Origin of the sequence: Paraburkholderia terricola (assembly GCF_900142195.1) — a bacterium.
In the GTDB taxonomy this organism is placed as follows: Bacteria; Pseudomonadota; Gammaproteobacteria; order Burkholderiales; family Burkholderiaceae; genus Paraburkholderia; species Paraburkholderia terricola.
The window spans coordinates 1-11,006 of record NZ_FRAB01000039.1; the positions used below are offsets into that span (position 1 = coordinate 1).

Here is an 11,006-nt window from a genome sequence, read left to right on the forward strand (position 1 = left end):
TGAGACGCTGAAGAAGGACCGGGAGAGTCTGCTGGCCTTTTACGACTTTCCGGCCGAACACTGGCAGCACCTGCGCACGACGAATGCGATTGAGTCGACGTTCGCGACCGTGCGTCATCGCACCACGCGCACGCGCAACTGCGTGTCGCGACCGACCTTCCTCGGTCTGGCATTCAAGCTGATCGAGGAAGCCGAGAAAACCTGGCGCCGCATCAACGGCCCTGAGCAGATCAAGCTGTTGCTGGAGGGCATTGCCTTCAGGGACGGCGAGCCGGTGCAAGGCGACCAACCGGTTCAGCAGAAACTCGCCGCTTGACGTCGCCGGCCATCAACCGCCCATACACCAGACTTGACCTTATCTCAATATCGGTTTGCGGTTTCCAGTGATTTTCGAGGAGTTCCATTGTCGTGTCCCGTCGGTTATGTGCAGATGCTGTCTCGAATTCTGCGTTATCCGATAAGCATGCACACCTATCCAGGTAGGTAGGTAGCGCAAAGATTCAGAATGCATAAGTTTTCCTGCGTATTGGGTACCCCAACACGTTCAGGAGAACGTCATGCAAACAGCAATCCGGATTGGAATGCGGCAGGAATTCGACAACGCCGACATCAACGAAATGTACCGTCTACGAGCCCGCGTTTTTCACGGGCGTCTGGGATGGGACATCCCCACCATCGCGGGCATGGAAATAGACGGCTACGACGCACTCGGGCCGCATTACATGCTGATTCAAGGCGAGGACCGGCAGGTGCGCGGCTGTTGGCGCCTGATGCCCACCGAAGGCCCCAACATGCTCAAGGACACGTTCCCGCAATTGCTGCACGGCGCGGAGGCGCCGGTCGGCAGGCACATCTGGGAACTGAGCCGCTTCGCGATCGAAACCAGCGGCGAGGAGCAGTCGTTCGGCTTTGCCGATGTGACCATGCAGGCGATTCACGAGCTCGTCACGTTCGCGGACCGCATGGGCATCACGCGCTACGTCACGGTGACGACGACGCCGATCGAACGGCTGCTGCGCAAGACCGGCATCGAGATCAGCCGGCTCGGCGCGCCGTTGCAGATCGGTGTGGAGCGGGCCGTCGCGCTGGACATCGCGGTGAGTCCGAAAACCCGTACCGCGCTGTTCGGGCCGATCGCCGCCGCGGCTTAGTGGCTGCTTGGTAGTGCCCGCTTAGTCGTGCCCGCTTGGTGGCAACCAAGCGGGCAAATCGCACGCCCCGGGCCGGGAGCTGGACGGCCCGGTGGTGCGGCGACGCAGTGCCGCTCCATGCTCCGCCCGCAACACTGCGGTGAAGCACGCGAACGTCCCAGCCTAGGAGCCGAACATCCGCTCCAGCGCATTCTCGAGATGCGCCCGCATCGCCCTTCCGGCCGCGGGCGCGTCCTTACGGCGAATCGCGTCGAGCACCGCCATATGCTCGGCCTGCACGAGCCGTTGGCGCTCCACCGTTTTCACGAGCGACAGATTGCGCGACAGGTTCATGCTGAACACGATTTGCTCTTCGATAAACGACATGACCGTGATGAAAAACGGATTCTTCGATGCGCGCGCCACCGCCAGGTGGAACATGAAGTCGTCCTTTGCGCCGATACCCCGTGTTTCGATGATGCGCTCCAGTTGCTCCCACGCGTGCTGGATCGCGGCGATGTCGTCGGCGTCGGCCTTGAGCGCCGCCTGCTCCGCCGCGCCCGCTTCCGTCACGATACGAAACTCATAGCAGCGGCGGATGTCGGACAGCGTTTCGAGCGGCGCGAAACGGCGCACATCCGGATCGGGCCGCCGCGCGACCGTGGTGCCCGAACCATGCCGCGTCATGATGATGCCGTCCGCCCGCAAGCGCGCCAGGGCTTCGCGCACGGTCGGCCGCGAAGTCGCAAAGCGTTCGGCCAACGCATGCTCGGTGGGCAGCCGTTCGCCTTCCTTGTATTCGCCTTCGAGAATGCGATTGAGGATGTCGCCGTAGATTTTGTCGGGCAAGCCCGTCGTTTTGCGCTCGTTCATCAGCGGGGCTGAAGCAGCTTGTCTGAGTAGGTTTTGATTGTAAGGCAAATCATGTTTCACCCTAGCCGGCGATATGCGTCATGGATTGCGATGAAGGCCGCCAGTGCTTGCTGCACGGCGCTCTCGCGTCAGGCGGCGGTGTCGTCGAATTTGACAAGTGTTTGATTTACATCCTGCCGCATGGCCGTTTTTCAGCGATCATTAAAACTCGAAGCGGTCATGCACCGTCAAGCCGCCCGGTCCGCCAAGCGGCTGTGGCAATCCGAATCCTTCTGACACGGAGTCGATATGTACCAACGCATCCTTGTAGCGGTCGATGGCAGCCAAACCTCGCGCCGTGCGTTCGAAGCAGCGCTCGCGCTCGCCAAATCCTCGGGTGCGGTTTTGCAGCCGTTGTATGTGGTCGAGAACACGCCGTTGTACTTCGAAGCGCCGGGCTACGACCCTTCGGTTCTGCGCAATCGTCTCATCGACGAAGGCAAGGAACTCGGCGCGGAGTTCGCCAGGTTCATGGCCGCGCAAGGCGTGAAGGGCGAACTCGTGGTAACCGAAGCGTCGTCGCTCGACGACGTTTCCGCGGTCGTGCTGAAGGCGGCCGCCGATTTCAACGCCGATCTGCTGGTGATGGGCACGCACGGCAGGCGCGGTTTCCAGCGTCTGATTCTCGGCAGCGTGGCCGAGCGTTGCGTACGGCAAGCGAGCTTGCCCGTGCTGCTGATTCCATCCGCCGCGGCCAAGGAAAGCAAGGAAGCCGGCTCGGCGTCGTGACGCGCTTCGCGGCGCATCACGAGTGCGGCGGCGCTGCGTCGACGGCTAGAGCCGCGAGCTCCGCCTTCTCACGACGCGCGGCAATTCGCGACGCCAAACAGTCTGACGTCGCGCAAGCGACCCGACCGTGCGAACGCGTCGTTTTGCCGCTAAGCGGCGCGCATGGCCGGTGGGACAATCCGTTGTCATCCCGATCAATGGCTGCCGAACATGCTGACTCCCACCGTTGCTGCTCGCTCCATCGGCAGTGCCGAACCCGCCGCGCAATCGCCGCTGCGCGGCCGCCACATCGCGCCGCCGAGGGCGACCGCGCGCACCGCCGCGCGCTGTTCGAGCTGTGCGATGCGGCAGCTCTGCATGCCCCAAGGTTTGTCGTCCGCCGAACTGTCGAAGCTCGAAACGCTGATCTGCGCCGCGCGCTCCGTGCGGCGCGGCGAAGCGCTGTATCGCAGCGGCGACCGCTTCGACAACATTTACGCCGTGCGCTCCGGCTCGATGAAAACCGTCATGGCGCATCGTGACGGCCGCGATCAGGTGACCGGCCTGCGCATCGCGGGCGAGGCGCTCGGTCTCGACGGCATCAGCGACGACGTGCATGCATGCAGCGCGCTCGCGCTCGAAGACAGCACCGTTTGCATCGTCCCGTACGACGCGCTCAAATCGTTGTGCCGCGAAAGCGGCCCGATGCAGGAGCGTTTGCATAAGCTGCTCGGCGAGCAGATCGTGCGCGAGGCCGCGCAGATGATCGTGCTCGGTTCGCTGTCGGCGGACGAACGTGTCGCCGCATTCCTGCTCGACGTTTCCGAGCGCAATGCGCAGCGGGGCTATTCATCGGCGGAATTCAACTTGCGCATGACGCGCGAGGACATGGGCAGCTATCTCGGCATGACGCTCGAAACCGTGAGCCGCACCCTGTCAAGATTTCAAAAGCGTGGCCTGATCGACACGCAAGGCAAGCGCATCCGCATCGTCGATCTCGAAGGATTGCGGCAGGTCTGAGCCGCGAGCCGGGGACTGGCTCGCGCCGCCGGACCCCCGTCCACATGCTTTTTCAGCGCGCTTTCGCCTTGGCATGGCTGCTGCGACCGGGTACAGTCTTAGTCCGTCCCCCGCAAGGAGACCCGGCGAAATGAATCGCGACCCCGCCCCGCACCACCCGCTCGTCCAGCGTCTCATCGACGCGCGTCAAGTCACCGACGCATTGTTTTCCATCGTCAAACCCGAGTTTCTGTACGAACGGCCGATCCGGGAGCGCCACCGGATCGTGTTTTACATCGGCCATCTGGAAGCGTTCGATCGCAATCTGTTCGATCAGCGTTTGTGCGATCTGCCGGCGTTCGACCCGCGGCTCGATCAGCTCTTCGCTTTCGGCATCGACCCCGTCGACGGCGGTTTTCCGACCGATCAGCCAGGCGACTGGCCGTCGCTCGACACTGTGCGCGCATATGGTTCGCGCGCGCGCGAACAGATCGACCGCGAGCTCGATGCGCTGACCGACTCGGCGCGTGTCGGCCGCGGCGGCACGCAAGCCGACGCGTCGGAGCAGTTGCTGAATGTCGCGATCGAGCATCGGCTGATGCATGCCGAAACGCTCGCGTACATGCTGCATCAGCTACCGCTCGAACAGAAGGTCACGGACTTGCGCGAGCCGGTACGCACACGTGGCGAACGCGGCGGCGAATTGTCTTCGATGGTCGGCGTGCCGGCCGGCGCCGCGCTGCTCGGCATGCCGCGCGACGGCGGCCGCTTCGGCTGGGACAACGAGTTCGGCGAAATGCGCGTCGACGTGCCCGCCTTCGAGATCGATCGCTACATGGTGACGAACGGCGCGTTTCGCGAGTTCATCGAGGCAGGCGGCTATCGCGAGCGCAAATGGTGGTCGGATAACGATTGGGCGTGGAGGCAAGCCGAGCAGATCGAGCACCCCGCCTGCTGGTCGCGGCCCGACGGAGATCAAGGCGCATGGATGCTGCGCACGATGTTCGACGAAGTGCCGCTGCCGCTCGACTGGCCCGTCTACGTGAGCCACGCCGAAGCGAGCGCCTACGCACGCTGGACCGGCAAGGCGCTGCCCACGGAGGCGCAATGGCAACGCGCGGCGCAGGGTGCGCCGCATGCCGCGTCGGGCAATTTCGATTTTCGCAGTTGGGACCCGCAGCCGGTCGACGCGTATCCGGATAACGTCAGCGCGTTCGGTGTCGAAGGTCAATTCGGGAATGGCTGGGAATGGACGTCGACGCTGTTCGACGCACTGCCGGGGTTTGAAGCGTTTCCGTTTTATCCCGGCTATTCGGCCAACTTTTTCGACGGGCAGCACTACGTGATCAAGGGCGGGTCGTCGCGCACCGCGCGGTGCATGTTGCGACCGGCGTTCCGCAACTGGTTTCAGCCGCATTATCAGCATGTGTATGCGGGGTTCCGGTGCGTGAGGTGATGACTCATCAAGCGGAAGTTGGAAACAAACTCCGGCTTCCGCTTTAACGAAGGTCATTCTTGCAGATCAGCGCACCCGCGGCGCCGCGGCCAACAGGCTGCGCAGGAACACCATGATCATGTGTCCAATGGGCGCCTCGGCCAGCATCGACCGCTGCAGCGCGAGGCCTTGTGAGAGACCCATGAAGGCCGCCGCCAATACGGTCGGCGATTCGGGCGGCACTTTTTCCAGCCTGGCGAAAATCTGCCCGATGCAATAGGCAAGGCCATCACGATGAGCGTCCAGCAGCGCCTGTGAGGCCGTTGCAAAAACGGGGTTGCGGCGTCCCTGAAGCTTGAATTCAACGCCCAACACAGACCATTCGGGCTCTGCATCGAGCGTCTGCGCCCAGACCTCCAACGCGTTCAATATGTCGTCCGCAGACGCAGACGGGTCGCTCAACGTTCGGCCAATGTCGCTCACTTGCGTCCTCGACCGCTCTCGCATCAGTTCCACGAACAGATCTTCCTTGCTCGCGAAGTTCGAATAGAAAGCGCCCTGCGTATAACCTGCCTCGGCCGCGATATCCCTGAGAGACGTACCACCGAAACCTTTCTCGACAAACAGCCGCTTCGCCGCAGCAAGCAAATCTGCCCGAGTCTGCAATCGACTTTCTTCGCGGCTCAGCCGCTGGGGTTTGGTCGCCGTGTACATGGCCGGAAGGATATCAGTTGATATTTAAAATTCAACTCGATAGTATTACGATTGCATTTCACATCTCACTTGAAATCTCACAATGTGGTTATCGGACTCTGGCGACAACTTGGTCATGTATTACGGAAAGAGAACATGAGCAGCAGGGTAAAGATGCTGAAGCAGCAGCTCGCGCAACTCGATGAGCGGATATCGGTCGCCTGGCAGCAGGAGCAGAACGCGGCTATCGAACACGTCCGCCAGGTCATGAACTTCTTCAACCTCGTGCCTAACCAGTTACGCGTCGACCGGCGAGGCACCTACAACACCAAACCGCTTCAGATGAAATACCAGGACCCCGTGACCGGTGCCACCTGGAGCGGCCGCGGACGCGCGCCGTCCTGGATCCGGAACCGGAGCTACAACGATTTTCTGGTCAAGCCGTCCGACGACGCCGAATCGGACTAGCCGTGGCCGGTCCTAGCGAGCCCAGCGCAAGACGAGTGCGCCGAGGCGCCGGGCGATCTCGACGAGGCTCTGCCGGTATCGACCACTCATTGCTCGAACAACTACGGCCCCTACCAGCATGAAGAGAAATTCATCCCGACCGTCGTCAGGCGCTGCCTCGAGGGAGCCGATATTCCGGTGTGCGGCAATGGCTCCAACATCCGCGACGGTGGGAGAAACCTATAACGTCGGGGGTGCAACGAATGGAGAAACGTCGATATCGTGGCGCTCATCTGCACGCTGATGGACCGGCTCGACCCGACGGAGCGCCGCATGCGCGTCTCGTGAAATTCGTCGCCGACCGTCCTGGTCATGATTGGCGTTACGCGATCGATGCGAGCAAGACGATGCGCGAACTGCAATGGCGTCCGATCGAGAGCTGTGAAAAAGGGATAGCAAGAACGCTGGAATGGCACCTGAATGGGTCGTCGGCGCTACGGAATGCCGGGCAACGTGGTTGAGTTCCTTGCTGTACCGATGGTGCGATTCGCCGCAAATGGATTCGCCGCATGCTCGTTACGCTAGGGGGCAGGGGCCTGCTTTTACTTCCCACGGATGGTTTTGTACCTCACATATCCTGGCGTCGAATGGGTATAAGGTACCGGAGGTGAAGACTTTTCAACGGTTGCCAAAAACGATGAAAACAACTATTGAACTGATAAAAAGCGACCTCTTTCGCGTGGCGGGGCGAATCGACTTGAAATGCTTCATGAGGAAGTTCATTGGCAACGAGGGCTTCAACTACATGTTCTGGTTTCGCCTGGCGAGCGCTCACCGGAACGGCGTAATCGGTTTCATGCTTCGGGCAAAGTTGCGTGCGACTCAACGAAAATTTGGAATCGTCATTCCCGTTGGAACCACGATTGGTCCGGGCTTCTTCATTTCGCATTTTGGCGGCATCGTGGTCAATGAAACCGCCGTGTTCGGTTCGAATTGCAATATTTCCCAATGCACCACGATTGGCAGCAATCACGGCAAGGCCGCCACGATTGGGAACAACGTATATATCGGCCCTAACGTCTGCATCGTCGAAGCAGTGACTATCGGCGACAACGTCACGATCGGAGCGGGCAGCGTAGTGACGAGAGACGTGGTCGCAGGCGTAACCGTCGCCGGTAGCCCGGCGCGCGTCATGACCAACGACGCGGCGCTGAACCGGGAAGGGCGATACATCACGCGGCGTTGGGTGACGTCGCATCTCGAGCCTCGTCAACGATCAGAGGTTTAGCCGCCGCCCTTCATTCACACATTCGCCCCTTTGACGCTTAAGGCACCCCGACACACGATGCGATAGCGTTCGCGGCGGCGTCAGACCAGGAACTTTCGCTCTTCATCGGCCATGCTGGGCGCCGGCAGTAAATCGACGCGTGCGAATCGCACCAGCGCAAACGCCCGCATCGCACCCGCTGTTTCCGGCATGCTTGCGAGCCTCAATTCGATCGTTGCGCCCTCGCGAGCGTATCCGTTCTCCGCGATCACGTTCATGTGATCGAGCCGCAGTTCCCGCTTGACTACATGCAGGTGTTCCGCAGGCGAGCCGAGTACCTCGGCAATAGTCTCCAGACGACGGTCGATCGCCTCGGTCGCGAGTCCCAGACGCGCCATCTCCGCGTCGTTCTTTTCCAGCTCCGCTTGCAGGTGCGCCACCTCCACGAAACTGGACAACGGCTGCGCGCCCAACACGGCGCTCATCCCGCTGCCTTGCCGCTGCAACAGAGCCAGGCGCGTCTTGAGCAGCGCACGCTCCTGCTCGAGCTCGCCGCGGCGCGACACGTCCGCCCCGATTCGTTCGATGGCGACGAGCACGAGCTGATCCACCACACGGCGCACGATCTCCTCTCGAAGCGTGTCTTCGGTGTCGGCGCATACGCGTGCCCGGTGATCGCTGAAGCTCACGGTGGTGAGTTGCACGTCGGTACGCGCCGTCGATTCGCGTTGCGCCACGCCGAATGTCCGCCGTTCAGTCATCGACATGCCGAGCACGGCGAAGACCTCGTTCGCCAAGGGGTGGGCATCGAAATAGGCATGCAGTTCAGTGGCATGACTCAGGACGCGCGGCACCTCTTCCGGCGTGGCGAAAAAGGCCCGAATATACGGGTCCGTCATCCAGGCGGATGCGCTCGCCTCGCGTGCCGGCGGCATGTCGTCCACCAATGCCCGGACATAGTCGAGCGAAGTCGTGACCGACGCCGCGAGGCGCTCACGATAATGCTCCGCGAGCCGCAACTGCGGAGTCAGTTTTGCAATGCGCTCGATGGTGTCGCTCACCTGTGCGGAATTCCGGGTGTGCTTTTCCGATGCGCCTTCACGATGAAACAGCCTGATCAGAATGCTCATTGGTCGCCCTCTTTTGCGGCTCAGTCTTCCCGTTCCAGCAGGATCTGCGCAGTGATGGTGTGATTCTTCCAGAACATGTTGTGAATTCTCGACCGGAGCAGGTTGAGTGCCTCCGCCGAAAGGTTGCTGAACATTAGCAGCGCGACGGGCCGTCCGATTCCCGCGGGCACGCGCTCGATCGAATCGAACGGAGGGAAGCCGTATCTCTGCAGGAACTCGCTGATTTCCTCGTCCAGAACGCTTTCTTCGACATTACCCAGTAAAAGCTCAGCCATGATGTTTTCTCTCCAAAGCCAGATCAGGCCATGATGTTGACGCCGCCGTCGACATACAGCGTTTCGCCGGAAACCCGCCGCGCGTAGGGCGTGGCGAGAAACGCGCAGGTGTAGCCCACATCCATGATGTCGACCAGCTCGCCGAGCGGCGCGCGTTCGACCGCCTCGTTGAGGAGCAGGTCGAAGTCCTTGAGGCCGGAGGCCGCCCGCGTCTTGAGCGGACCCGGCGAAATCGCATGCACGCGAATGCCCTTCGGTCCGAGCTCATAGGCGAGGTAGCGCGTGCAGGCTTCGAGCGCGGCCTTCACCGGCCCCATCACGCTGTAGTTCGGCACGACCTTGTTGGCGCCGTAATAGCTCATCGTGAGCAGGGTGCCGCCCTGGTCCATGAGCGGCGCGGCAAGCGCCGCCATGCGCACGAATGAATGACACGAAATGTCCATCGCGCGCGCAAAGCCCTCGCTGGAGCAATGCAGCAGTCCGCCATGCAGATCGTCTTTCGGCGCCCACGCGATGGAGTGCAGCAGAATGTCGAGACGTCCCCAGCGCTGCCCGATCTGCCCGAATACCGATTGAAGCTGCGCCGCGTCACCGACATCGAGCGGCAGCAGAAGCTCTGCGCCAAGCTCGCTCGCCAACGGTTCGACATAAGGCTTCGCCTTCTCCGAGGCGTAGGTGATGGCCAGATCCGCGCCGAGCTCGCGAAACGCCTTGGCGCAACCGTATGCAATCGAGTGTTCGTTGGCAATGCCGGTGACCAGCGCTTTCATGCCCGCTAGTACAGGACGTAATCCCTCGGCGGGTTCAGACGACATGACGTTGCTCCTTCATTTGAGAACCTCGCGCGTATGGCGCGCGATCATCAGCTCTTCGTTGGTCGGGATGACCCACGCCGACATCCGGCTCGATGCCGTGGTGATGAGCGCTCCGCCGTTGCGGTTCGCTTCGGCGTCGAGTTCCGCGCCGAGCCAGGCCGCGTGCCGCACCACGCCCTCGCGAATCGCCGCCGCATGCTCGCCGATTCCCGCCGTGAAAACCAGCGCGTCGATCCCGTCCATTGCCGCGGCAAGCGCGCCAAGCTCGCGCGATATGCGGTAGATGTAAAGCTCGATGGCGAAATGGGCGTGAGGATCGTCGCTGGCGAGCAGCACGCGCATGTCGCTCGATACGCCGGATACGCCGAGCAGACCCGAGCGGCGATAGATCAGATCCTCGACGGCATGCGCATCCATTCCGAGCGCTTCCATCAGGTAGAGCACGACGCCGGGGTCCAGGCTGCCGCACCGCGTACCCATCGGCAATCCGTCCACGGCGGTGAAACCCATCGTGCTCGCCACGCTCCTGCCCGCCACGAGCGCGCACATGCTCGCGCCGTTGCCAAGGTGCGCGACCACGGTGCGTCCGCTTGCCGCCTTCGGCGCGACGTCGGGCAGCACACTCGCGATGTACTCGTAGGAAAGCCCATGAAAGCCGTAGCGCCGCACGCCCAGGCCGGTGATCGATCTGGGCAGCGCGAACGCCTGGGCCACCTCGGGTTGCGTGCGATGAAAAGCCGTATCGAAGCACGCCACCTGAGGCACGCCCGGTTGCAATTCGCCGAGAATGCGGACGGCCTTCAGGTTGTGCGGCTGATGCAGCGGCGCGAGCGGCGTAAGCTTCTCCAACTCGTCCGTTATGTCAGGCGTGACTCGCACGGGACCGCTGAAGCGCTGCCCGCCGTGTACGACGCGATGGCCGATCGCGACGAGGCTGTGCCCTTCGCGATGCTCGCTCAGGAACGCGCCGATAATCTCCAATCCTTGCCGGTGGTCCAGCTCGCCGCCGTCGCTCCGTTCACTCGCATGGTGCTCGCCGTGACGGTCGACGGCTTCGAACCGCGCGGTGCTCGTGTACAGGCCCTCGACCTGGCCATGCACGACCAGATCGAGCGCGTCGCCCTGCTCCTCGAATGCGGAGAACTTGATGCTCGACGAGCCTGCGTTCAGAACCAGAATCACATCTGCCATGACG

General features: G+C 62.2%; 15 protein-coding genes. 9 read left to right on the forward strand and 6 right to left on the reverse strand.

Translation table 11 applies throughout. The features are described 5' to 3' along the window. Together BUE39_RS25710 and BUE39_RS25715 are read left to right on the forward strand one after the other, a co-directional pair. Window positions 1-316: transposase (locus tag BUE39_RS25710; protein WP_200799515.1), on the forward strand; the 316-nt coding region annotated here is incomplete at its 5' end. A gap of 241 nt (window positions 317-557) precedes the next feature. Further along, window positions 558-1,151 (forward strand): acyl-homoserine-lactone synthase, encoded by a 594-nt coding sequence (locus tag BUE39_RS25715; protein WP_073431532.1) that lies wholly within the window; start codon window positions 558-560, stop codon window positions 1,149-1,151. Between the two features lie 162 nt (window positions 1,152-1,313). On the opposite strand, the gene BUE39_RS25720 is transcribed toward BUE39_RS25715, so the two are convergent. Then, window positions 1,314-2,003 carry a FadR/GntR family transcriptional regulator gene (locus BUE39_RS25720; RefSeq protein WP_073431533.1) on the reverse strand — a complete coding sequence of 230 codons (690 nt, stop codon included), beginning with the start codon at window positions 2,001-2,003 and terminating at the stop codon, window positions 1,314-1,316. 288 nt (window positions 2,004-2,291) lie between these two features. Here BUE39_RS25720 and BUE39_RS25725 point away from each other — a divergent pair, with 288 nt between their 5' ends. The 3 genes from BUE39_RS25725 to BUE39_RS25735 all read left to right on the forward strand — a co-directional run bounded on the left by BUE39_RS25725 (window position 2,292) and on the right by BUE39_RS25735 (window position 5,205). Then, window positions 2,292-2,771 carry a universal stress protein gene (locus BUE39_RS25725; RefSeq protein ID WP_073431534.1) on the forward strand — a complete coding sequence of 160 codons (480 nt, stop codon included), beginning with the start codon at window positions 2,292-2,294 and terminating at the stop codon, window positions 2,769-2,771. A 210-nt stretch (window positions 2,772-2,981) separates the two neighbouring features. Then, window positions 2,982-3,770, forward strand: coding sequence for a helix-turn-helix domain-containing protein (locus tag BUE39_RS25730; protein WP_412534871.1), 789 nt, complete (start codon window positions 2,982-2,984; stop codon window positions 3,768-3,770). Window positions 3,771-3,900: 130 nt separating this feature from the next. After that, the gene (locus BUE39_RS25735) at window positions 3,901-5,205 is read left to right on the forward strand and encodes an SUMF1/EgtB/PvdO family nonheme iron enzyme (protein ID WP_073431535.1); all 1,305 of its coding nucleotides are present in this window, start codon (window positions 3,901-3,903) and stop codon (window positions 5,203-5,205) included. 66 nt (window positions 5,206-5,271) lie between these two features. Here BUE39_RS25735 and BUE39_RS25740 read toward each other — a convergent pair whose 3' ends face one another. Next, entirely contained in the window at window positions 5,272-5,898 is a 627-nt protein-coding gene (locus BUE39_RS25740; protein ID WP_073431536.1) for a TetR/AcrR family transcriptional regulator, read from the reverse strand. A gap of 135 nt (window positions 5,899-6,033) precedes the next feature. On the opposite strand from BUE39_RS25740, the gene BUE39_RS25745 reads away from it, so the two are divergent. From BUE39_RS25745 to BUE39_RS36040, 4 genes are all read left to right on the forward strand, one after another. Beyond that, a complete protein-coding gene (locus BUE39_RS25745; protein ID WP_073431537.1) occupies window positions 6,034-6,345 on the forward strand; it encodes an H-NS histone family protein in 312 nt (103 codons plus the stop codon). Between the two features lie 69 nt (window positions 6,346-6,414). Then, a complete protein-coding gene (locus BUE39_RS35645) occupies window positions 6,415-6,570 on the forward strand; it encodes an NAD-dependent epimerase/dehydratase family protein (protein WP_235004969.1) in 156 nt (51 codons plus the stop codon). Window positions 6,571-6,668: 98 nt separating this feature from the next. Next, the gene (locus BUE39_RS35650) at window positions 6,669-6,845 is read left to right on the forward strand and encodes a hypothetical protein (RefSeq protein WP_227470565.1); all 177 of its coding nucleotides are present in this window, start codon (window positions 6,669-6,671) and stop codon (window positions 6,843-6,845) included. 146 nt (window positions 6,846-6,991) lie between these two features. Further along, window positions 6,992-7,612 carry a serine O-acetyltransferase gene (locus BUE39_RS36040; protein WP_279613267.1) on the forward strand — a complete coding sequence of 207 codons (621 nt, stop codon included), beginning with the start codon at window positions 6,992-6,994 and terminating at the stop codon, window positions 7,610-7,612. Window positions 7,613-7,692: 80 nt separating this feature from the next. Here the strand turns inward: BUE39_RS36040 and BUE39_RS25760 are convergent, their stop codons facing one another. The 4 genes from BUE39_RS25760 to BUE39_RS25775 form a co-directional block, all read right to left on the reverse strand. Continuing rightward, a complete protein-coding gene (locus tag BUE39_RS25760) occupies window positions 7,693-8,610 on the reverse strand; it encodes a hypothetical protein (protein ID WP_235004962.1) in 918 nt (305 codons plus the stop codon). A 131-nt stretch (window positions 8,611-8,741) separates the two neighbouring features. Further along, entirely contained in the window at window positions 8,742-8,996 is a 255-nt protein-coding gene (locus BUE39_RS25765; protein WP_073431540.1) for an RNA-binding protein, read from the reverse strand. Window positions 8,997-9,019: 23 nt separating this feature from the next. Then, window positions 9,020-9,811 (reverse strand): enoyl-ACP reductase FabI, encoded by a 792-nt coding sequence (gene fabI / locus BUE39_RS25770; protein ID WP_073431541.1) that lies wholly within the window; start codon window positions 9,809-9,811, stop codon window positions 9,020-9,022. A 12-nt stretch (window positions 9,812-9,823) separates the two neighbouring features. After that, the gene (locus BUE39_RS25775) at window positions 9,824-11,002 is read right to left on the reverse strand and encodes an acetate/propionate family kinase (protein WP_073431542.1); all 1,179 of its coding nucleotides are present in this window, start codon (window positions 11,000-11,002) and stop codon (window positions 9,824-9,826) included. Between the last annotated feature and the right edge of the window lie 4 nt (window positions 11,003-11,006).

What these genes read in the sequence shown, in the direction of transcription:
- BUE39_RS25775 (WP_073431542.1), bottom strand. Translation starts at nt 11,002, where the DNA reads ATGGCAGATGTGATTCTGGTTCTGAACGCAGGCTCGTCGAGCATCAAG.
- BUE39_RS25735 (WP_073431535.1), top strand. Translation starts at nt 3,901, where the DNA reads ATGAATCGCGACCCCGCCCCGCACCACCCGCTCGTCCAGCGTCTCATC.
- BUE39_RS25745 (WP_073431537.1), top strand. Translation starts at nt 6,034, where the DNA reads ATGAGCAGCAGGGTAAAGATGCTGAAGCAGCAGCTCGCGCAACTCGAT.
- BUE39_RS25765 (WP_073431540.1), bottom strand. Translation starts at nt 8,996, where the DNA reads ATGGCTGAGCTTTTACTGGGTAATGTCGAAGAAAGCGTTCTGGACGAG.
- BUE39_RS25720 (WP_073431533.1), bottom strand. Translation starts at nt 2,003, where the DNA reads ATGAACGAGCGCAAAACGACGGGCTTGCCCGACAAAATCTACGGCGAC.
- BUE39_RS25715 (WP_073431532.1), top strand. Translation starts at nt 558, where the DNA reads ATGCAAACAGCAATCCGGATTGGAATGCGGCAGGAATTCGACAACGCC.
- fabI (WP_073431541.1), bottom strand. Translation starts at nt 9,811, where the DNA reads ATGTCGTCTGAACCCGCCGAGGGATTACGTCCTGTACTAGCGGGCATG.
- BUE39_RS25725 (WP_073431534.1), top strand. Translation starts at nt 2,292, where the DNA reads ATGTACCAACGCATCCTTGTAGCGGTCGATGGCAGCCAAACCTCGCGC.
- BUE39_RS25730 (WP_412534871.1), top strand. Translation starts at nt 2,982, where the DNA reads ATGCTGACTCCCACCGTTGCTGCTCGCTCCATCGGCAGTGCCGAACCC.
- BUE39_RS25740 (WP_073431536.1), bottom strand. Translation starts at nt 5,898, where the DNA reads ATGTACACGGCGACCAAACCCCAGCGGCTGAGCCGCGAAGAAAGTCGA.